The sequence below is a fragment of the Streptomyces sp. DSM 40868 genome, from assembly GCF_011820545.1.
Taxonomy (GTDB): Bacteria; Actinomycetota; Actinomycetes; order Streptomycetales; family Streptomycetaceae; genus Streptomyces; species Streptomyces eurythermus.
This window is the reverse complement of record NZ_CP050504.1, coordinates 6,428,858-6,449,605: the sequence shown is the minus strand read 5'-3', so window position 1 is coordinate 6,449,605 and position 20,748 is coordinate 6,428,858. Positions and strand designations below refer to the sequence as shown.

Annotated in this window: 16 protein-coding genes; 4 read left to right on the top strand and 12 right to left on the bottom strand. The window is 71.4% G+C overall.

The annotated features are described in order from the left end of the window. Positions 1-48 precede the first annotated feature (48 nt). The 3 genes from HB370_RS29370 to HB370_RS29360 form a co-directional block, all read right to left on the bottom strand. Positions 49-678 (bottom strand): hypothetical protein, encoded by a 630-nt coding sequence (locus tag HB370_RS29370; RefSeq protein WP_106980693.1) that lies wholly within the window; start codon positions 676-678, stop codon positions 49-51. A gap of 68 nt (positions 679-746) precedes the next feature. Beyond that, on the bottom strand, positions 747-1,448 hold the full coding sequence (locus HB370_RS29365; RefSeq protein WP_030785405.1) for a ribonuclease HII: 702 nt from the start codon (positions 1,446-1,448) through the stop codon (positions 747-749). An 81-nt stretch (positions 1,449-1,529) separates the two neighbouring features. Further along, positions 1,530-2,153, bottom strand: a complete 624-nt coding sequence (locus tag HB370_RS29360) for a TetR/AcrR family transcriptional regulator (protein ID WP_030785408.1) — start codon at positions 2,151-2,153, stop codon at positions 1,530-1,532. 182 nt (positions 2,154-2,335) lie between these two features. On the opposite strand from HB370_RS29360, the gene HB370_RS29355 reads away from it, so the two are divergent. Next, positions 2,336-3,886 carry an MFS transporter gene (locus HB370_RS29355; RefSeq protein WP_030785410.1) on the top strand — a complete coding sequence of 517 codons (1,551 nt, stop codon included), beginning with the start codon at positions 2,336-2,338 and terminating at the stop codon, positions 3,884-3,886. A gap of 370 nt (positions 3,887-4,256) precedes the next feature. On the opposite strand, the gene HB370_RS29350 is transcribed toward HB370_RS29355, so the two are convergent. The 3 genes from HB370_RS29350 to HB370_RS29340 form a co-directional block, all read right to left on the bottom strand. Continuing rightward, a complete protein-coding gene (locus tag HB370_RS29350) occupies positions 4,257-5,162 on the bottom strand; it encodes an ADP-ribosylglycohydrolase family protein (RefSeq protein WP_030785419.1) in 906 nt (301 codons plus the stop codon). A gap of 12 nt (positions 5,163-5,174) precedes the next feature. Beyond that, complete coding sequence (locus HB370_RS29345) at positions 5,175-5,834, bottom strand: histidine phosphatase family protein (protein ID WP_030785422.1); 660 nt, start codon at positions 5,832-5,834, stop codon at positions 5,175-5,177. 146 nt (positions 5,835-5,980) lie between these two features. Further along, positions 5,981-6,586 carry a YdbC family protein gene (locus tag HB370_RS29340; RefSeq protein ID WP_030785424.1) on the bottom strand — a complete coding sequence of 202 codons (606 nt, stop codon included), beginning with the start codon at positions 6,584-6,586 and terminating at the stop codon, positions 5,981-5,983. A 149-nt stretch (positions 6,587-6,735) separates the two neighbouring features. On the opposite strand from HB370_RS29340, the gene HB370_RS29335 reads away from it, so the two are divergent. Then, positions 6,736-7,269 carry a TerD family protein gene (locus HB370_RS29335; protein ID WP_030785427.1) on the top strand — a complete coding sequence of 178 codons (534 nt, stop codon included), beginning with the start codon at positions 6,736-6,738 and terminating at the stop codon, positions 7,267-7,269. Between the two features lie 71 nt (positions 7,270-7,340). On the opposite strand, the gene HB370_RS29330 is transcribed toward HB370_RS29335, so the two are convergent. Both HB370_RS29330 and nrdR read right to left on the bottom strand, forming a co-directional pair. After that, positions 7,341-10,232, bottom strand: coding sequence for a vitamin B12-dependent ribonucleotide reductase (locus tag HB370_RS29330; RefSeq protein ID WP_030785429.1), 2,892 nt, complete (start codon positions 10,230-10,232; stop codon positions 7,341-7,343). 164 nt (positions 10,233-10,396) lie between these two features. Beyond that, positions 10,397-10,945: a transcriptional regulator NrdR gene (nrdR, locus tag HB370_RS29325; protein ID WP_030785431.1), complete on the bottom strand. Its 549-nt coding sequence runs from the start codon at positions 10,943-10,945 to the stop codon at positions 10,397-10,399. 562 nt (positions 10,946-11,507) lie between these two features. On the opposite strand from nrdR, the gene lexA reads away from it, so the two are divergent. Continuing rightward, positions 11,508-12,287 carry a transcriptional repressor LexA gene (gene lexA / locus HB370_RS29320; protein WP_030785435.1) on the top strand — a complete coding sequence of 260 codons (780 nt, stop codon included), beginning with the start codon at positions 11,508-11,510 and terminating at the stop codon, positions 12,285-12,287. A gap of 141 nt (positions 12,288-12,428) precedes the next feature. Here lexA and HB370_RS29315 read toward each other — a convergent pair whose 3' ends face one another. The 4 genes from HB370_RS29315 to HB370_RS29300 all read right to left on the bottom strand — a co-directional run bounded on the left by HB370_RS29315 (position 12,429) and on the right by HB370_RS29300 (position 19,100). Continuing rightward, the gene (locus tag HB370_RS29315; RefSeq protein ID WP_030785438.1) at positions 12,429-14,405 is read right to left on the bottom strand and encodes an ATP-dependent DNA helicase; all 1,977 of its coding nucleotides are present in this window, start codon (positions 14,403-14,405) and stop codon (positions 12,429-12,431) included. A gap of 131 nt (positions 14,406-14,536) precedes the next feature. Beyond that, the gene (locus tag HB370_RS29310; protein WP_030785441.1) at positions 14,537-15,307 is read right to left on the bottom strand and encodes a GNAT family N-acetyltransferase; all 771 of its coding nucleotides are present in this window, start codon (positions 15,305-15,307) and stop codon (positions 14,537-14,539) included. A gap of 63 nt (positions 15,308-15,370) precedes the next feature. Beyond that, on the bottom strand, positions 15,371-17,365 hold the full coding sequence (locus HB370_RS29305; protein WP_030785444.1) for an IucA/IucC family protein: 1,995 nt from the start codon (positions 17,363-17,365) through the stop codon (positions 15,371-15,373). 184 nt (positions 17,366-17,549) lie between these two features. Next, positions 17,550-19,100, bottom strand: a complete 1,551-nt coding sequence (locus HB370_RS29300; protein ID WP_078637581.1) for a diaminobutyrate--2-oxoglutarate transaminase family protein — start codon at positions 19,098-19,100, stop codon at positions 17,550-17,552. A 419-nt stretch (positions 19,101-19,519) separates the two neighbouring features. Between HB370_RS29300 and HB370_RS29290 the strand changes: the two genes are divergently transcribed. Then, a complete protein-coding gene (locus HB370_RS29290; RefSeq protein ID WP_030785448.1) occupies positions 19,520-20,743 on the top strand; it encodes a hypothetical protein in 1,224 nt (407 codons plus the stop codon). Positions 20,744-20,748: the final 5 nt, after the last annotated feature.

The window sequence follows — 20,748 nt, the reverse complement described above, 5'->3', positions numbered from 1 at the left end:
CCGGAGCGGCTCCTTCGGCCCCCCGGTGTCCCGAGGTGCCGACGCGACTCAGACGCCGGCGCCCAGCACCGAGTTGATCTGCTGCGGGTCGCCGCAGACGATCAGCAGGGCACCGGCACGGGAGTGGGCCAGCGGGAGGGCGGTGGCCGCGGCGGAGGCGGGGCCTCCGTTGACGGCCACGACGACCACCGGGCGGGTGGCGGCGCGGGAGGCGACGGCGGCATCCGCGTAGAAGACGTCGTCACCGGCGTCGTGCTGCGCCCAGTAGGACGCTTCGCCGAAGGACAGTTCGTGTTCGGCCCACGGGTGCTGGGCACCGGTGGTGAGCACGAGCACGTCGCCGGGGGCGCGGCCGGAGTCCAGGAGCAGGTCCACCGCCTCCTCGGCGGCGTCGAGCGCACCCTCGGCCGAAGCCGGGATCAACTGGATCTGCGGGCTCGCCGCGGCGGCGGGAGCGGCCGGTCCGGAAGGACCGGGCTTGGCCGGAGCCGCGTCTCGCGGTGTGCGCTGCGCCGGCGGCGTGGGCCGCAGAGGGCCGGGACGACCGGGGCGGGACGGAGCCGCGGGGCGGGGGCCGGGTACGGGGCGGGGGGTCGGCGCGGTGCGGCCGCTGGCCGGCGTGGCGCGGGGACCCTGGGCACTCTCGTGAATCTGAGGCTCCTCGGGAATGAGAGGCATGAGCTGATTTTTATCAAACGTTGGTGCGGCGCGGATGACCGGGTGGCACATCAGTGCGATCGGAACCGTCAGAAATCGAAGCCGAGCTGACCCGCAATTTCCGGAACGCTTCCGTCCGCCCAGTTGCGGACCTTCTTGAGGTGCCGCCACTGAGGCAACGCATCAAGATACGCCCACGACAAACGGTGGTGCGGGGTGGGCCCCCGCTCCGCCAGTGCGGCCTTGTGCACGGGCGACGGATACCCGGCGTTGTCCGCAAATCCGAAGTCTGCATGGTCGACACCCAGTTCGGCCATCATTTTGTCGCGCTGAACCTTGGCGATCACCGACGCCGCCGCCACGGCCACACACGACTGATCGCCCTTGATCACCGTGCGGACCTTCCAGGGAGCGCCGAGGTAGTCGTGCTTCCCGTCGAGGATCACGGCGTCGGGGCGGACCGGCAGGGCATCCAGGGCACGGACCGCGGCCAGCCGCAGCGCGGCCGTCATCCCCAGGTCGTCGATCTCCTCGGGGGAAGCATGCCCCAGCGCGTAGGCCGTCACCCATGACCGCAGAATTTCTGCGAGTTCCGTACGGCGCTTGAGCGTGAGCAGTTTGGAGTCGGTCAGGCCCTCGGGCGGGCGGCGCAGTCCGGTGATCGCCGCGCAGACCGTGACGGGACCGGCCCAGGCGCCGCGTCCCACCTCGTCGACACCGGCAATGACCTTCGCCCCGGTCGTGGCGCGCAGGGAGCGCTCGACGGTGTGGGTAGGTGGTTCGTACGGCATGGCGCCCTTAGCGTACGCCGCCGGGACGGACGCGCGACACCCCGGTCTCCCGAGGGCCGCGAAGGGCGCCGGAAGGGGGCGTCAGGCGCCGTAGGGCCGCAGCAGCGGAAGCATCAGCCGGTCGACCATTCCTTCGAGATCCTGGTCGTTCCATTCACTGGCGCACACCTTGGAGCGGTACATCATCATGGCCGGGATGGCGTCGAAGACATAGCTGTTGGCCGCGTCCTCCCGGACCTCTCCCCGCTCTATTCCACGGACGATGACCTCGCGCACCAGCTTGACGGTCGGCTCGACCACACTTCCGAGGATCACCCCCTCGAAGCGCTCCGCCTGCGCCTGATCGCATTCGTGAATGACCGAGCGCAGAGCGGTGCCGGGCCGCGAGTACATGATCTGCCGGACCTGCCGGCACAGGGTGAGCAGGTCCTCGCGCACGCTGCCCAGGTCCGGTGCCCGCTCCACCCGGGGCAGTCCGGTCACCAGGGCGTCCGCGACCAGGTCCTCCTTGGAGGGCCAGCGGCGGTAGACCGCCGCCTTGCCGGTGTGGGCGCCGGCCGCGACGCCTTCCATGGTGAGCCCCTTCCAGCCGACCGTGCTGAGCTGCTCCAGGGCGGCGTCGAGGATCGCCCGCTCCAGTACCGCACCGCGCCGGCGGGGGGAAGCCGTTCCGGCGGCCGCGGCCGTACAGCGCGAGGTAACCATCTGTGTTTCTCCTGCATACGAGGTGAGCGGTGATTCCGGGGGAGTGACGCCACGCCGCAGCAACGGGGGACGCGGGCGCGGCGCGCGCTTAAGTGAACGCTTGCGTTCACTGTCGGGGACTCACTACGGTGGGCACGACAGTGAACGCGAGCGTTCACTAAAGCCTGTATGGGGGACCCATAGTGACGACCTCTCAGCTTCTCACGGACGATCAGAGAACGGGCGCGGCCCGTCGGGGAGGGCATCCCGGCATCGCACTCACCGTCATCGCGGCCAGCCAGCTCATGGTGGTACTCGACGCGACGATTGTGAATATCGCGCTCCCGCACATTCAAGAAGCGCTCAGCTTCAGCACGACCGATCTGACATGGGTGGTCAGCGCCTACACGCTCACCTTCGGCGGCCTGCTGCTGCTCGGTGCGCGGGCCGGTGACATCCTCGGCCGCCGCCGGGTGTTCATGACCGGCATCCTGCTGTTCACCTTCGCCTCGCTGCTGGGCGGCCTGGCCCAGGAGCCCTGGCAGCTGCTGGCCGCGCGAGCCCTCCAGGGCGTGGGCGGCGCGATAGCGTCCCCCACGGCGCTGGCGCTGATAACGACCACCTTCCCCGAAGGCCCGGAACGCAACCGGGCCTTCGGTGTTTTCGCCGCCGTTTCCGCGGGCGGCGGTGCCATCGGCCTGCTGGCGGGCGGCATGCTCACCGACTGGCTCGACTGGCGGTGGGTGCTGTTCGTCAACGTGCCGATCGGCGTGCTGATCGCGTCGCTCGCGCCGCTGTACATCAACGAGTCCGAGCGCCACCCGGGCCGCTTCGACCTCGCCGGCGCGCTCACCTCCACGGTCGGCATGGCCTCGCTGGTGTACGGGTTCATCCGCGCCGCGGAGGACGGCTGGCGGGACGGGCTCACGATCGGGTCCTTCGCCGCGTCCGTGGTGCTGCTGCTCGCCTTCGTCTTCATCGAGACACGGGCGAAGGAGCCGATCACCCCGCTGCGGATGTTCACGGACCGCAACCGCTGGGGCACGTACGTGATCATGCTGAGCCTGGCCGCGGCGATGTTCGGCATGTTCTTCTACATCGTGCTGTTCGTCCAGAACGTGCTCGGCTACAGCGCCATCAGGGCCGGTATCGCGTTCCTTCCCGTGACGGCCGCGATCGCGATCGGGGCGGGATTGTCGCAGCGCTTCCTTCCGGTGCTCGGCCCCAAGCCGTTCATGATGACCGGCGCCGCGCTGGTGGCGGTCGGGCTGGGCTGGCAGACCTTCATCGAGCCCGACAGCACCTACGTGGGCGGGGTGCTGGGACCGATGCTGGTGTTCGGCTTCGGTATGGGCCTGACCTTCGTGACGGCCACCGTCACCGCCGTGGCCGGTGTGGCCCCGCACGAGGCGGGCGCCGCTTCCGGGCTGCTCAACGCCATGCAGCAGGTCGGTGGTTCGCTCGGGCTGTCCATCCTGACGACCGTCTTCGGGTCGGCCGCGACCGACGAGGGGAAGAAGCAGCTGCCCCGGTTCCTCGCCGGTGCCTCGCCGGAGCAGAAGGCGGAGTTCGCCAAGACGCACCAGATGCCCGCGCCCTGGGGGAACGAGGTGCTCGCCCACGGCATCTCCACGGCCTTCATCCCGGCCGCCGCGATGGCCGTGCTCGCCTTCGTCACCGCCTGGCTGGTGCTGAGGGTCCGCAAGAGCGACCTCGACTCCCTCGCGGGCACGGCGGGCCCGCACCTGGGCTGAACCGGGACGCGCCGCGCGGTGCCGCGGCCGGCCGGGCCCCTGCCGGGCGACAGACGGCCCTCGCGGAGCTCCGGCCGGCCGCACCACGCCCGGCAGAGCGCGCACAAGGACCAGGAGCAGGGCCCGGAGCACGGCGGAAAGCAGCGCCCGAGCCGGTCCGCAGCCCCGCTCCGGCGGCACCCGCGCACCGAATGGCATCTCTCCTCCCCTCCGTCCCCTCACGCTCGCGGCCCCGCCCGACACCCGCCCCGGACACAACGGGCAGGCAGCGGATATCGGGACAACGAGCGATGGTCACGGAGAGTTCCCATCGGAAACGCAGAGTTTCGACACTGCCGGGCCGGCCGGGCTCACGTGGCGACGACGGGCGTCAGGCGCTTGTGGGCACCCAGTCCGGCAGGGCCTCGGTGCGCTCGACCCACTCGGCGGGCGGTGTCCCCGCCTTGGCCGCGGCGAGCACCCCGCCCACGATCGCGCAGGTGGTGTCCACGTCCCCGCCGACCTGGGCGGTGGTCCAGAACGCCGACGGGAAATCGCCGAGGGAGCGAGCGGCGGACCAGAGGGCGAAGGGGACGGTGTCATGGGCGGTCGTACGGCGTCCGCAGCCCAGGACGGCCGCCACGGTGACCGCGTCGTCGTAGTCGAGCATGTCCCGGGCCCGGCGGAGGCCCTGGCCGACCGCGCTCTTCGGTACGAGCGCGATGACGCCGTCGAGCAGGGCCTCGGGGGCGGGCGGGCCGTCCGGGGAGCCGGCGAAGGCGGCCGCGGCGGCCACGGCCATGGCGCCGACCACGGCCTCCCGGTGCTGGTGGGTGGTGTAGGCCGAGATCTCCGCCTGGTGGGTCGCCTGCTCGGGATCGTCCGCGTACCACGCGCCCAGGGGTGCGATCCGCATCGCCGCGCCGTTGCCCCAGGACCCCTGGCCGTTGAAGAGCCCGGCGGCCAGCCGGCGCCAGTCCTCGCCCTCCCGGACCAGGCGCAGCAGCCGGTTGACCGCGGGGCCGTAGCCCCGGTCGAAGTCGTGGTGCTCGGCGAAGGAGCGGGCGAGCGCGTCCTGGTCGATGCGCTGGTGGGTGGCGAGGACGGCGACCACCGAGCAGGCCATCTCGGTGTCGTCCGTCCACTGCCAGGGCCCCGCGGGCAGCTCCCGGCGCTTGAGCAGGGGGTAGTGCGCGGGGACGAAGAACTGGGAGCCCAGCGCGTCCCCCACGGCCAGCCCGCGCAGGCTCGTCAGGGCGCGCTCCAGGCGCCCGGGGGAAGAGGAGTCAGCGGTCATCGCCCTGCCACTTTATCCGGTGACCCACTGCGGCACCGGCTCGCGCCAGCGTTCGAAGGGCCGGTCGAGTGTGTACTTGCCGTCCTCCCCGAGAACGAGCATCCGCATCTCCGCGTTCCCCGGATTGGCCAGGGACTCGAATTCCGCGACCGTCCAGTGGAACCAGCGCATGCAGAACAGCCGCATGGCGAGCCCGTGGGTCACCAGGAGGACGTTCGGAGGGTGGTCGGGGGCCTCGAAGCTGCGGAACAGGCTCTCCAGGAAGCCGCCGACCCGGTCGTACACGTCCGCGCCGGACTCGCCCTGCGGGAACCGGAAGAAGAAGTGCCCGTACGCGTCCCGGTACGCCTTCTGCAGGCGCACGTCGTCGCGGTCCTGCCAGTTGCCCCAGTCCTGCTCGCGCAGCCGGGGCTCCTCCCGGACGCGTATCAGACCGGGGTCGAGGTGGAAGGCGCGGAGTGTCTCGTGGGTACGGCGGTACGGGGAGACGTACACGCTGACCCGCTCCCGGCCGAACAGCTCGCGGAGCCGTTCGCCGGTCTCCTCCGCCTGCCGCCGGCCGCGCTCGGTCAGCGCGAGGGCGTGGTCGGGTTCGCGCTCGTACACGGAGTCGTCGACGTTGCCCGTTGACTCGCCGTGCCGGACAAGGACGATGCGCCGTGGTCGTGCCATGACGAAAACCCTAGAGCGTGCGGCGGCGCGTCGAGCACTCGTACGGGCTCCATACGGCGTAGGTCACACGAATCCGGCGTCCCGGACCGCCCACGGCTACCGCGTTTGCTTTTCACACCATCACGCGCCTCGGACGCACACACGCTTCAAACCGTCCAGGACGGCTCCAGGTCCACGATGTCGCCGGAGAGCGCCGCGATGTCCGCCTCGGTCTGGGCGCGCAGGGCGAGGCGCTCCACGCGCTCGGTGCGGTACTTGCCGTGCTCGGCCGCCGAGCGCCACATCGACAGGATCAGGAACTCGTGCCCGGGCGCCTCGGCGAACATGCCGCGGATCATGCCGGGCGAGCCGGCCATGGCGGGGTTCCAGACCTTCTCCTGCATGAGCGTGAAGTGCTCCACGCGCTCCTCGCGGACCGTGCACAGGGCCACCCGGATCAGATCGGCGTCGGTGAAGCGCGGCTCGAATCCGGTCTTCACATCGAAGCGGTACTCGAACAGCTTGACCTGGATGTCCTTGAAGGTGCCGGACTGGGCGGCGGCCAGCCGGTCGTGGGAGCGGGCCATGAAGGAGTCGTAGAAGGCACGGCTCTCCCAGAAGGCGAAGATGTGCGCCACCCCCGGCCGCTGCCGGCTCCAGCCCCCGCCCTGCCCCCGGAATCCCGGCTCCCCGGGAAGCCCCGCCCATTTCCGCTGCCCCCGCTCGAAACCACGGCGGTCCACCACGGTGCAGCGAATCCACTTGACCAGCACCGCGCCATCGTACGGCCACCGGACGTGGCGTCGGTCACGTCTTTGCGGAGATCGCCCGCGCGTGCGCGCCCCGGTACATGGCACGATGGACAACAAACCCCGGCCGCAGGGAAGTTGGGGTCGAGTCACAGCGGAAGGGGGAAGCCTGGGTGACCGGCTTCAGCAAGGGAATCCGCAAGGTCGAGGTCGCGCTCAAGTGGGACCCCAGTCCGGCGGGTCACTCGCCGACCGATCTCGACATCATCGCCGCGACCTTCGTCTCCTGTGAGGCGTACGGGGATCCGGCCTATCTGGTGCACTTCGACAGCCGCTCACCGGACGGCACGATCACCCTCAACCGCGACAGCACGGACGGCAAGGGGTTCGGCTGGGACGAGGTCATGACGCTCGAACTGGACCGTCTCGACGGCCGGTACGCGCGCGTGGTGGTGGGCGCCGCCATCCAGCAGCGGTACGGACGCAAGACGTTCGCCGACGTGCTGAGTCCCGCCCTCCGCATCCGTGAGGGCTACACCGTGCTCGCCGAGGACGACTTCGGCTCGGTGGCGGGGGCGACGGCCGCCGCGCTCGCCGAGTTCGTCCGGGACGACTCCGGTGAGTGGACCTTCCGCCCCGGACTGCACGGCTTCGACGAGGATCCGGCGACCTTCACCCGGGTCATGGGCCGGGCGTACCGGCCCTGACATTCTCATCGCACCACGCGTAAGGGGCGCCGGCCATAGCCAGCGCCCCTTACTTCACGAACGGCGTGTCATCAGCTGCAGCCGCTGGTCGAGCCGCAGCCCTCGCAGATGTAGCAGGAGCCGGCCCGCTGCATCTTCGTACCGCAGGAGAAGCACAGCGGCGCGTCGGCCTGGATGCCCAGCTGCATCTCCACCAGCTCGGCGCTGGTGTGGGCCTGCTTCGGGGCGGGCTTGGCCGCCTCGGACTCGGCCTTCGGCGTGGCGACCGCCTTCAGCTCCTGGGCGCGCGGCGCCGACTGGGCCAGGCCCTCGACGTCCACCTCGTCCTCGGCCGGCTCGTAGGAGCCGGTCTCCAGGTGCCGCTGGCGCTCCTCGGCGGAGTGGATGCCGAGCGCGGAGCGGGTCTCGAAGGGCAGGAAGTCCAGCGCCAGGCGGCGGAAGATGTAGTCGACGATCGACTGCGCCATCCGCACGTCCGGGTCGTCCGTCATGCCAGCCGGCTCGAAGCGCATGTTGGTGAACTTCGAGACGTACGTCTCCAGGGGCACGCCGTACTGGAGGCCGACGGAGACGGCGATGGAGAAGGCGTCCATCATGCCCGCGAGGGTGGAGCCCTGCTTGGACATCTTCAGGAAGACCTCGCCCAGGCCGTCGTCCGGGTAGGAGTTGGCCGTCATGTAACCCTCGGCGCCGCCGACGGTGAAGGACGTGGTGATGCCGGGACGTCCCTTCGGGAGGCGCTTGCGGACCGGACGGTACTCGACGACCTTCTCGACCTTGGGCTCGGCGGCCGCGGGCTCCTCGGCCTTCTTCTCGTCCGCCGGGTCCTTCTTCTTGGCGGAGAGAGGCTGGCCGACCTTGCAGTTGTCGCGGTAGATCGCGAGCGCCTTGACGCCCAGCTTCCAGGCCTCGAAGTAGATCTCCTCGACCTCCTCGACGGTCGCCGTCTCCGGCATGTTGACCGTCTTGGAGATGGCGCCGGAGATCCACGGCTGGATCGCGGCCATCATGCGGACGTGGCCCATCGGGGAGATGGCGCGCTCGCCCATGGCGCAGTCGAAGACCTCGTAGTGCTCCTGCTTGAGGCCGGGGGCGTCGATCACATTGCCGTGCTCGGCGATGTGGGCGACGATCGCCTCGATCTGCTCCTCCTGGTAACCCAGGCGGCGCAGGGCCTGCGGGACGGTGCCGTTGACGATCTGCATCGAGCCGCCGCCGACGAGCTTCTTGAACTTCACCAGCGCGAGGTCGGGCTCGACACCGGTGGTGTCGCAGGACATCGCGAGACCGATGGTGCCGGTCGGCGCGAGGACGGACGCCTGGGAGTTACGGAAACCGTTCTTCTCGCCGAGCCGCAGCACGTCCTGCCAGGCCTCCGTGGCGGCGGCCCAGACCGGGGTGTCCAGGTCGTCCATGCGCACGGCGGTGGCGTTGGCGTCGGAGTGCTGCTTCATGACGCGCTTGTGGGCGTCGGCGTTGCGGGCGTAGCCGTCGTAGGTGCCGACGACCTCGGCCAGCTCGGCGGAGCGGCGGTAGGCCGTGCCCGTCATCAGGGAGGTGATGGCGCCGGCCAGGGCGCGGCCGCCGTCGGAGTCGTAGGCGTGGCCGGTGGCCATCAGCAGGGCGCCGAGGTTGGCGTAGCCGATGCCGAGCTGGCGGAAGGCGCGGGTGTTCTCGCCGATCTTCTGGGTCGGGAAGTCCGCGAAGCAGATCGAGATGTCCATCGCGGTGATGACCAGCTCGACGACCTTCTGGAAGCGCTCGGTCTCGAAGGACTGGTTGCCCTTGCCGTCGTCCTTCAGGAACTTCATCAGGTTCAGCGAGGCCAGGTTGCAGGACGTGTTGTCCAGGTGCATGTACTCGCTGCACGGGTTCGACGCGGTGATCCGGCCGGACTCGGGGCAGGTGTGCCAGTTGTTGATCGTGTCGTCGTACTGGATACCCGGGTCCGCGCAGGCCCAGGCCGCCTCGGCGATCTTGCGGAAGAGCGCCTTGGCGTCGACCTCCTCGATGACCTCACCGGTCATACGGGCACGCAGGCCGAACTTGCCGCCCTCCTCGACCGCCTTCATGAACTCGTCGTTCACGCGGACCGAGTTGTTGGCGTTCTGGTACTGGACGGACGTGATGTCGTCGCCGCCCAGGTCCATGTCGAAGCCCGCGTCGCGCAGGACGCGGATCTTCTCCTCTTCCTTGACCTTGGTCTCGATGAAGTCCTCGATGTCGGGGTGGTCGACGTCGAGCACGACCATCTTGGCGGCGCGGCGGGTGGCACCGCCGGACTTGATGGTGCCGGCGGAGGCGTCGGCGCCGCGCATGAAGGAGACCGGGCCGGAGGCGTTGCCGCCGGAGGAGAGCAGTTCCTTGGAGGAGCGGATCCGGGAGAGGTTCAGGCCGGCGCCGGAGCCGCCCTTGAAGATCATGCCCTCTTCCTTGTACCAGTCGAGGATCGACTCCATGGAGTCGTCGACGGACAGGATGAAGCAGGCCGAGACCTGCTGGGGCTGCTTGGTGCCGACGTTGAACCAGACGGGGCTGTTGAAGCTGAAGATCTGGTGCAGGAGGGCGTACGCCAGCTCGTGCTCGAAGATCTCGGCGTCGGCGGGCGAAGCGAAGTACTTGTGGTCCTCACCGGCCTTCCGGTACGTCTTCACGATGCGGTCGATCAGCTGCTTGAGGCTGGTCTCGCGCTGCGGGGTGCCTACGGCACCACGGAAGTACTTGCTGGTGACGATGTTGACCGCGTTCACCGACCAGAAGTCGGGGAACTCGACGCCACGCTGCTCGAAGTTGACCGAGCCGTCGCGCCAGTTGGTCATGACGACGTCACGGCGCTCCCACGTCACCTCGTCGTACGGGTGCACGCCGGGGGTGGTGTGGATGCGCTCGATGCGCAGTCCCTTGGTGCCCTTGGCTCCCTTGGCGCGGGAACCTCGTGCCGGACCGCTCGCCGTCTCTGTCATGCCGCCTCCCTACGGGCGAAAACGCCCTGAAATGCCCCCGTTGTTCCCGTGGGCACATGGTTCTGTCTTGCGTCGCGGGCGTCCTCAGCCGCCGCCCGTGACAGGTCTTCGTTCGCCGCCGTACGGCCGGAACCCGGTTCTCCGTCCGGATTCCGGTCCGCCGGTCAGTCGGCGGCGTGCGCGGGCTCGGGAACCTGCGTGGTCCCGGCCGGCCCGCGATGGTCTTCCTGGCTCCCCGCGCCGGCGTCTTCCTCGTCCGCGGCGGGGCGCGTCGCCTCCCTCAGCTCCGCGATGGCGGCCTCGAAGTCCTCGAGCGAGTCGAACGCCCGGTAGACGGAGGCGAACCGCAGATAGGCGACGAGGTCCAGCTCCTGCAAGGGGCCGAGTATGGCCAGTCCCACGTCGTGGGTGGTCAGCTCGGCACTTCCGGTAGCGCGCACCGCCTCCTCGACCCGCTGCCCGAGCTGGGCGAGCGCGTCCTCGGTGACCGGCCGTCCCTGGCACGCCTTGCGCACGCCGTTGATGACCTTGGTGCGGCTGAACGGTTCGGTGACTCCGGACCGCTTCACCACCATGAGCGAGCACGTCTCCACGGTCGTGAAACGACGGGAGCAGTCAGGGCACTGGCGGCGCCTGCGGATGGACGTGCCGTCGTCGGTCGTACGGCTGTCGACCACGCGGCTGTCGGGGTGCCTGCAGAAGGGGCAGTGCATGTTCTCCAACCCTCCTCACAGCAGACTCGTCAGCCTCGCTGGACACACAGGCCTCGCGAAGCAGCCCTAAGCATAGGCGATCGGAGAACCGTTTCCGACCGGGGGGACCACAACTTGTGGGCCGCTGTAGCCATCCAACCACTACATGTGGGGATTGACTCATTCACCAAGGCAGACACGCGTGTCGCACCGGAACGGCGCCCCGGGGGCCGGCGGCGACCTGCGGAGACACGCGCCCGCGCGGGCGCGCCACGCGGGCGCGCGGGGATACGGTGGGCGCCGCGGGGAGCACACACGGGCACTCCCCGCACGGAAAGGGCCCCGGATACCGGAGTGCGATATTCCGGATGGCAGACTGGGGACGCCGCTCACGAGGCGAGCGACTCCAGCGGTGAAGAGTACAACAATGGGCGCTTTTGTCCGTCGAGTGTCGCGCCAGCTATACACCCGGCCACCTGATCACGTCAGGTGAAACGCACTTTTTCACTCGAACGTGTGTTTGGCGCAACCTTTCGAAAGCAACTACCGTTGTGCAGCAGGGAGACCATCGAGAGGGGCCGCCGTGACCACCACCGCAGACAGTGCCACCATCACCGCCCAGGACCGCTCCCAGGGCCGAGTCGAGCCGGTACACGCGATGAACGAAGCCACGAATCCCGAGGGAAACAAGCGCTCCCTGCCGGGCCGACCTCCAGGCATCCGGGCGGACAGCTCCGGACTCACCGACCGGCAGCGCCGGGTGATCGAGGTCATCAGGGACTCCGTGCAGAGGCGCGGTTACCCGCCGTCGATGCGGGAGATCGGCCAGGCCGTCGGCCTTTCCAGCACCTCCTCCGTCGCCCACCAGCTGATGGCCCTGGAGCGCAAGGGCTTCCTGCGCCGCGACCCCCACCGCCCGCGCGCCTACGAGGTCCGCGGATCGGACCAGACGGTCACCGTGCAGCCCACGGACACCGCCGGCAAGCCCGCCGCGTCGTACGTTCCGCTCGTCGGCCGCATCGCCGCCGGCGGCCCCATCCTCGCGGAGGAGTCCGTCGAGGACGTCTTCCCGCTCCCCCGCCAGCTCGTCGGTGACGGCGAACTCTTCGTCCTCAAGGTCGTCGGCGACTCCATGATCGAGGCCGCGATCTGCGACGGCGACTGGGTCACCGTACGCCGTCAGCCGGTCGCCGAGAACGGCGACATCGTGGCCGCCATGCTCGACGGCGAGGCCACCGTCAAGCGCTTCAAGCGCGAGGACGGCCACGTCTGGCTCCTCCCCCACAACGCGGCCTACGAGCCGATCCCCGGCGACGACGCGACCATCCTGGGCAAGGTCGTCGCCGTACTGCGGCGCGTCTGACCGCCGCGGACACCGAGCCCCACCCGGCTCACTCCCTGACCGGGCCCCGGAACCCCTGCGCCGGTTCCGGGGCCCTGCCCGTCCCCGAGGCCGTCACCGGGCGCCGCCTGCCATGAGGTGGCCGGGAACCGGCCGCCCCGGTCACTTCCCCTCCGTCTCCTTCGCCACCGCGTCGATCGCCGCGAGCGACTTGCGCACCTGGTTACGGTCCGTGGTGTACCAGAAGTCCGGCAGTGACGCCTTGAGGAAACCGCCGTAGCGGGCGGTCGCCAGCCGCTGGTCCAGTACGGCGACCACACCCCGGTCCCCGGAGGCGCGGACGAGGCGGCCGGCGCCCTGTGCCATGAGCAGCGCCGCGTGGGTGGCGGCGACCGCCATGAAGCCGTTGCCGCCCGCGTCCTCGACCGCCTTCTGGCGCGCGCTCATCAGCGGATCGTCGGGGCGCGGGAACGGGATCTTGTCCATGACGACCAGCTGACAGCTGGGGCCCGGGACGTCGACGCCCTGCCAGAGCGACAGCGTGCCGAAGAGACAGGTCTTCGGGTCGGCGGCGAAGTTCTTGATCAGCTCGCCGAGCGTCTCCTCGCCCTGGAGCAGGATCGGGAACTCAGGGATCCGGGAGCGCAGCTCCTCCGCCGCGAGCTGGGCGGCCCGCATGGAGGAGAACAGGCCGAGGGTGCGCCCGCCGGCCGCCTGGATCAGCTCGGTCAGCTCGTCCAGCATGTCGGCGCGGTCACCGTCACGCGCGGGGCGCGCCAGGTGTGTGGCGACGTACAGGATGCCCTGCTTGCGGTAGTCGAACGGCGAGCCGACGTCGATGCCCTTCCACTGCGGCAGGTCCTCGCCCTGTGTGCCCTCCGGGCCGAGTCCCAGGGAGGCGCCGACGCCGTTGAAGTCGCCGCCCAGCTTGAGCGTCGCCGAGGTGAGGACGACGGACCGGTCGGCGAAGAGCTTCTCCCTGAGCAGGCCGGAGACCGACATGGGGGCGACCCGCAGGGAGGCGCCGAACCGGTCGTGCCGCTCGTACCAGACGACGTCCCACTCCGAACCGTTCAGAACCCGTTCCGCCACGTCGTGGACCGTCTCCACGGAGGCCAGCGCCTGCTTGCGGACCGCGTCCTCGTCCTGGACGGACTTGTCGCGGGTCGCGCCGAGGGCGGAGATCACCGTGCGGGCGGCGTCCCGCAGCTGCATCAGGGCGTAGCCGAGGTCCTCCGGGATCTCCTCCAGGCGGCCGGGAAGAGCGAGTTCCATGAGCCGCTCGAAGCCCTCGGCGGCGGTCTGGAGCTGGTCGGCGGCCTTCTCGTTGACGAGCTTGGCGGCGCGGCGCACGGCGCGGTTGACCTGGCCGGGGGTGAGTTCGCCGGTGGCGACACCGGTGACGCGGGAGACCAGTTCGTGCGCCTCGTCCACGATCAGTACCTCGTGCTGCGGCAGCACCGGGGCGCCCTCGATGGCGTCGATGGCCAGCAGGGCGTGGTTGGTGACCACGACCTCGGCGAGCTTCGCCCGTTCACGGGCCATCTCCGCGAAGCACTCCGCGCCGTACGCGCACTTCGACGCGCCCAGGCACTCCCGGGAGGACACCGACACCTGGGCCCAGGCGCGGTCCGAGACACCGGGGGTGAGGTCGTCCCGGTCGCCGTTCTCGGTCTCGTCCGCCCAGTCCCGCAGCCGCAGCAGGTCCTGACCCAGTTTGCTGGTGGGCGCGGCGGCCTCGAACTGGTCGAACAGGCCCTCTTCCTCGTCCTGCGGCATGCCCTCGTGCAGGCGGTGCAGGCACAGGTAGTTCGACCGGCCCTTGAGCATGGCGAACTCCGGACGGCGGCGCAGCAGCGGGTGCAGGGCGTCGACCGTGCGTGGCAGGTCCCGCTCCACGAGCTGGCGTTGCAGGGCGAGCGTGGCCGTCGCGACCACCACTCTCTCTCCGTGCGCGAGCGCGGGCACGAGATAGCCCAGCGACTTGCCGGTACCGGTGCCGGCCTGGACCAGCAGGTGGGATCCGTCGTCGATCGCCTCGGCGACCGCTTCGGCCATGGTCACCTGGCCGGGGCGCTCCGTGCCGCCGACGGCGGCGACGGCGGCATGCAGGAGTTCGGAGAGGGAGGGCTTCGTCATAGCCTGACCACCCTACGGCCCCGCACTGACAAACGGGGGGCGGTGACGGGGACGGGGGGCGGGATCACGGCCGGGGCTCCAGGTGGGTGGGGTCGGGTCGGCTGGGGTGGTGAGCGCGCGATCACGGCGCGCTACAGCGCGTCGCGCAGGACCCGGTCCCGGATCATGAGGGCGGCCCGCTTGCCGGGCAGGTCGATCTCGGCGGCGAACCGGAAACCCGCGCTCAGGAACGCGGCGACGGAGGGGGTGTTGCGGAGATCGGGTTCCGCCACCACCCGTGCACAGGCGGGGCGCCGGTCGAGGATCAGGCCGGCCACGGCTCCCAGCAGGGCGGAGCCCACTCCTCGTCCCCGGTCCGCCGCGTCGCCGATGAGGAGATGGATGCCGGTGTCGTGCGGACGGGCCGGATAGCTGCGGGCCAGTGGATCGAGGTCCGCCCGGTAGATCTCCCAGTAGCTCATCGGGGTGCCGTCGAGTACGCCGAGGCACGGTACGCAGCGCCCGTCGCCGTGCAGGTGGGCCCGTAGGTGGTTCTCCGTCCGGTGCGGGGGTCCGGCGAGTTCCCAGAATTCGGCGACGGCCGGGTCGTTCATCCAGCGGTGGACGAGCGGCAGGTCCTGCTCGAGGCGTACGGGCACCAGCCGGAAGGCGCCGACGGGGGTGGGGACCGCGCCCCACGTGGCGATCCGGCCGAGGAGGCCGGTCGTCGCCCCGGCGCGGAGGGCGAGGAACTCGGCGGGCAGCCGCAGGTCCAGGGTGTCCTCGCTGCCCGGGTCGTCGTCCTCCACGGTGAACGGGCCGAACGGGGAGTGCCGGGGACCTGTCGTACCGGGCCGTGGACCGGCGCTGTCCGGGTGGGCTGGGGCGGGACCGGTTCCGGCGGTCAGGTCGGTCGGGGGCACGGTGCTCTCCTCTCGGGAGACGAGGCGGGTCATGGGAGGGGGTGGGTGGGGTGCGTACGTCGCTCAGGGATGAAGGGGGTTGGCGATGGTGACGTAGACGGACTGGGTGTCGACCGGGCCGGTGAGTTCGTCGAGGCCGTGCAGCCGGGTCAGCAGGTTGGCCTTGCAGCGCAGCACGGGTGAGTCGAGCAGACGGCCGGGCAGAGAGCCGCGCAGCGGGGCGGGCCCCGAGGCCAGCGTGGTGAGGAAGCGGCGGAAGGCCGCGAGGAGCAGGCGTTCGTCGGCGAGGCGCTGGGAGCCGAAGGCGCCGATCAGGCCGAACACGTTGTTGACGGCGAGGTAGTAGGCGAGGCGTTCGTCGGCGACGTCGTCCGCGACGAAGGTGTCGCTGCGGTCGCCGATGCCGGGCAGCCGTGCGGCCAGTTCGGTCCGCCGGGACTCGCGGAAGTAGTAGCCCTGGTTGTCACGGTAGCGGCCGCCGATGGGCCAGCCGTCGCCGTCCAGCAGGACCAGCGTGTTCTGCTGGTGGGCCTCGAGGGCGATGCCGGCCTCGCCGTCCAGCCAGAGGACGGGGCGGACGACGTGCTCCAGGTAGCGCAGGAACCACTCCGCCGCCACGGCGCCGACGGTCCGGCCGGTACGGGCCGTGAGCCGCGCGAGGAGATGGGCCAGGCGTGACCGCACCGGCCAAGGGCCGGGCCGCTCCGGGGTGTTGGGAGACGGTACGGCGAGGGGGCGGGGTGACACGAGTCCGGCGACGCAGCCGACGTCGTCGGCCGGGGTGAAGGGGTTGTGCCGGATCACCACGTCGAGTCCCGGCACGGGCTGACCGTCCGGGTCGTCCACGGCGAGCCAGGCCGGGTCGCGGACGATGTCGAAGCCCGGGTGGGCCGAGTGCCACCGGCCGGCGAGGCCGGTGCGCAGCAGCCGGTGCACCTCGACTCCCCGGTGGAGTTCCTTGCGCAGGTTCTCGCGGCGGGAGTTGGTGATGCGCAGGGCCAGCGACAGCTTGAGCATCGCGGGGGCGCCGGAGCGGTGCACGGTGCGTACGGAGGAGGTGGGGTGCCAGGGAGCGCCGAGGGGTCCGAGGTCGCGGAGCAGCCCGGAGTCGAGCAGTGCGGCGACGGCCGGGCGGTGCCGTACCTCGCGTGCCTGCCAGGGGTGCAGGGGCAGTGGTGTGTAGCCGTCGGGCAGCGGCAGGCCGGTTCCGGCGAGGTCGCGGACGAGCCGGCCGGCGGGCACGGGCCGGCCGCGCTCGGTCCAGGCCGAGTCGGTCGCGAGGAGCGAGGGGGCGACCGCGAGCCAGTGCAGCGGGAAGGAGCCGTGCGACTCCGGTGAGTACCGGCCGGACTCGGCCTCGGTCAGGCCCTCCCGGCTCTTGGGGGCCGGATGCAGCGGGTGTCCGAGGAGGAGGGCCTGTTCGGCGCTGAGGAAGAGATCGGGGGTGTCCGCTGGGTGTGCGCGCCGGTACCGGATGAACTCGGCGGTGCGGCGGACGGAGTCGGCGACCCGGGCCACGAGATCGCCGCCGGCCGCGACGGGGGTGGGGGAGGCGGGGGCGCCGCAGGAACCGGGGCCGGCGCCGTCGGCTGTGCCCTCACCTCCCGCGCGGGGGCCGGGTGGGGTGGGGTTTTCCCTGGCCAGCAGTGCCGCGAGGGTCACGGCGTCGACGGGTGGCGCGGTGCCGGGTGCGGAGGCGAGGCGGGGCGGGTCGAAGCGGTGCCAGCCGGTCGGGGACCAGTACCGCACCGGTGCGATCAGGGCGGTACCGCTGGCGGGCAGCGGGAGGGTGAGGCTCGGGGTGGCGGGGGCGGTGAGGCCGGTCTCGCGGACCCAGCACCGCAGGAGGTTCTCCACGGCGGCGGCCTCGGCCGCGGTGTGCGGGTCGGGGTCGTCCAGCGGGTCGGGGCCGGGCAGCGGCAGTCGGCTGGTGTCCGCCGCCCGCCGCTTCTGCTGGGGGACGGAGTCGGTGAGCGGTACGGCGGCGGGCGGGGTGCCGGTGTCTCCCTGGTCGTCGGGGGCGCCGGAGCGGCCGTCGGGGTGGGGAGTGGCGTTCATGACGGCTCCTCTGGGGCTGGCGTGCGGGGTGCGGCGGGCTGGTGCGGTCGGCGCCCGGCTCCTTGCCGGGCGGGCGGGACGGTGTGCGGGACGGCTGTGGGGTGTGGCCGACGGCGGTGCCGGCCCGGGTGCCCGGGGGGAGGGCGGGGCCGGAGTCGGTGGCCGGGTGCGGCGCGCGCGGTCTTCAGCCGGCGCGCCGGTCGGCGCCGGGGTGTCGTTGCCGGTCGGGGCCGTGGGTCTCGTGGTCGCGGGCGGCCGCCGTGATCGCGTCGGTCAGACGGTCGAGTACGGCCTCCGCCTGTTCGTCGCTGATCGTCAGCGGCGGAAGCAGCCGGACCACGGACGCGTGCCGGCCGCCCAGTTCGACGATCAGTCCGCGCCGGAGGCACTCGCGCTGGACCGCCGCCGCGAGCCCGGGCGCGGGCGGGTACGGCGTGCGGGCGGCGGGAGCCATGGGCATACCGGGGGCCGTGGGAGCGGTACGGGCGTCGGGTACTCCACGGGTCCCCGGATCGGCGCCCCGACCACCACCGCACCCGGCCGGGTCACCGGCACCACCAAGGCCGTCCGGTCCCCCGCACTCCGGCGCCCCCGGCTCACGCTGCTCCGGCTCCGGGGTCACCAGTTCGATGCCGATCATCAGGCCACGGCCCCGTACGTCCCCGACACACGCGTGCTCGCGGCCGAAGTCCGCGAGCCGGGTCAGCATGCGGGAGCCGAGGACGGCGGCGCGTTCGGCGAGGGCGTTCTCTCGGACGTAGGCGAGGGTGGCGGTGCCCGCGGCCATGGCGAGCTGATTGCCGCGGAAGGTGCCGGCGTGGGCGCCGGGCTGCCAGGTGTCGAGGTCGTCGCGGTAGACGACCACGGCCAGCGGAAGGCTGCCGCCGATGGCCTTGGACAGGACCATGACGTCGGGGGTGACGCCACTGTGGTCGACGGCCCAGAAGGCGCCCGTGCGGCCGACCCCGGTCTGGATCTCGTCGGCGATCAGCGGGATGGAACGGTCCGCCGTGAGCCGGCGCATACGGCGCAGCCAGTCGTCCGGCGCGGGGATCACTCCGCCCTCGCCCTGGACGGGTTCGAGGATCATCCCGGCGGGCAGCGGCACGCCGGACTTGGGGTCGTCGAGGAGGGACTCGGCCCAGCGGGCGGCGAGTTCGGCGCCGGCCGGGCCGCCGATGCCGAACGGGCAGCGGTAGTCCTGCGGGTAGGGCAGGCGGGCCGCCTGCACGTCGGGGGCGCCGCCCGAGACGGCCAGGGCGCCGGCGGTCATGCCGTGGTAGGCGCCGGCGAAGGCGAGGACGCCGGACCGGCCGGTCGCGGCCCGGACCAGTTTGAGGGCGGCCTCGACGGCGTCGGTGCCGGCCGGCCCGCAGAACTGGACGCGGGCGCGGTCGGCGAGGCCGGACGGGAGGGTGCGGAACAGCTCGGTGACGAAGGCGTCCTTGACCGGGGTCGCGAGGTCGAGGACGGAGAGCGGGGCGCCCGAGTCCAGGACCCCGCGGATCGCCTCGAGCACGACCGGGTGGTTGTGGCCGAGGGCGAGGGTGCCGGCGCCGGAGAGGCAGTCCAGGTAACGGCGGCCGTCGGCGCCCTCGATGGTGAGCCCCCGGGCCCGGACGGGAACGATGGGCAGGGCGCGGGCGTAGGTGCGCGCCGAGGACTCGCGCGCCGACTGGCGTCTGAGGATCCCCTCGTGCAGGCCCCGTGTTTCTCCGGATGTGGCTCCGGCCATCGACTCCGTTACGGCCACGGCGCGCTGTCCTCCTGGCTGGTCAAGGGCGAGTCGGTGCTCGGGGACCGGACCGTGACGGCCGGTTCCACCGGCTACAACCGCCGACCGTTCGGCCGGTTACGGGGTGAACCGGAGATCCTTGACCGGAAGGTGAGGTCAGGCTTCCCATAGCCCTTCCCGCGAGCGGGCGGACGGCGGGCGGCACCGGGTGCGCGGTGGAGCACCAGGCGCGGTGCGGCCCTGTTCAGGCAGCCTGTGACGGAACCGTTGCCGTCCCGGCAGAACTCCCCCACGGCGACCGCATAGTGTGTGATGCCGTTCCCAGAAGGTCGCGGAACCGGCGTGAACCGTCCATGGGTTCGCCGCCGGCGCCGGGGCCGAAGCGCCGAGTTCCTTTCACAGCAGGGGGAGTCAAGACCATGCGATCCATACGGCCGTCGTTCACCGCTCGGCGAGGAAGGGGCGGTCGCCGCACCTCGGCCTCGCTGACGGCGGTCGCCCTCGTCTCGGCGCTGGCGCTGACCGCCACCGCCTGTGACAGCGGCGGTACCGACGACGGCAACCCGGGCGCCACCGCGAGCGCGGCGGGCTCCAGGGACGGGAAGATCCGTATCCCCGACGACCTCAAGCGCAGGCTGAAGGAACACGGGATCGACATCGACAAGTGGAAGAACGGCGCCTGGAAGGACTGGAACAAGGACGACTGGCTGCGCGAGGCCAACGACTTCATCAACCCGGTCATCAGCGGTCTGTGGGACCCGGACCGGATGCGGGAGGCCGAGGAGCCGGACCAGGGCGTCGACGACAACGACATCTCCGGTGACCAGGGGGTGACGGACCCGACGCCGCAGCCGGTGAGGGCGCGGGCGGTCGACGCGCCGTACCACACCAACGCGGCCACGTCGGGCAAGCTGCTCTTCGACTCGCCCGAGGGCACCATGGTGTGCTCGGCGACGGTCGTGCAGGACCCGGCGCACCCGGGCAAGTCGAACCTGGTCTGGACGGCCGGCCACTGTGTGCACGCCGGCAAGAAGGGCGGCTGGTACCGCAACCTCGCCTTCGTGCCGTCGTACAACGACCAGGCCCTGTCGGCGGACGCGCTGCAGAACGCGAGCCGGTCCCAGGTCGCCCCGTACGGCGTGTGGTGGGCCGACGCGGCGAAGACCTCGCAGCAGTGGATCAGCGAGGGCGGCAAGTCGGGCGGTGCCGGTGCCGCGTACGACTTCGCCGTCATCCATGTGACGCCGGAGCAGGGCGGTGGCGGCAAGTCGCTGGAGGAGACGGTCGGCGGGGCGCTGCCGGTGGACTTCGACGCGCCGGCCGTGGCGAACGTGGGCAGCGTGACGGCGTCCGGTTACCCGGCGGCGGCGCCGTACGACGGCGGGCTGCTGTACCAGTGCCAGGACACGCCGGGCCGGCTCTCCCTCGAACAGGCCGACCCGACGATGTACCGGATCGGCTGCACGATGACCGGCGGTTCGTCCGGCGGCGGCTGGGTGGAGACCGGCGCCGACGGCAAGCCCAAGCTGGTGTCCAACACGTCCATCGGCCCGGTGAACGCGGGCTGGCTGGCCGGTCCCCGGCTGGGCGAGGTGGCCAAGAGCGTGTACGAGTCGGTGAGCGAGCAGTTCGCCGGACGGTGAGCGTG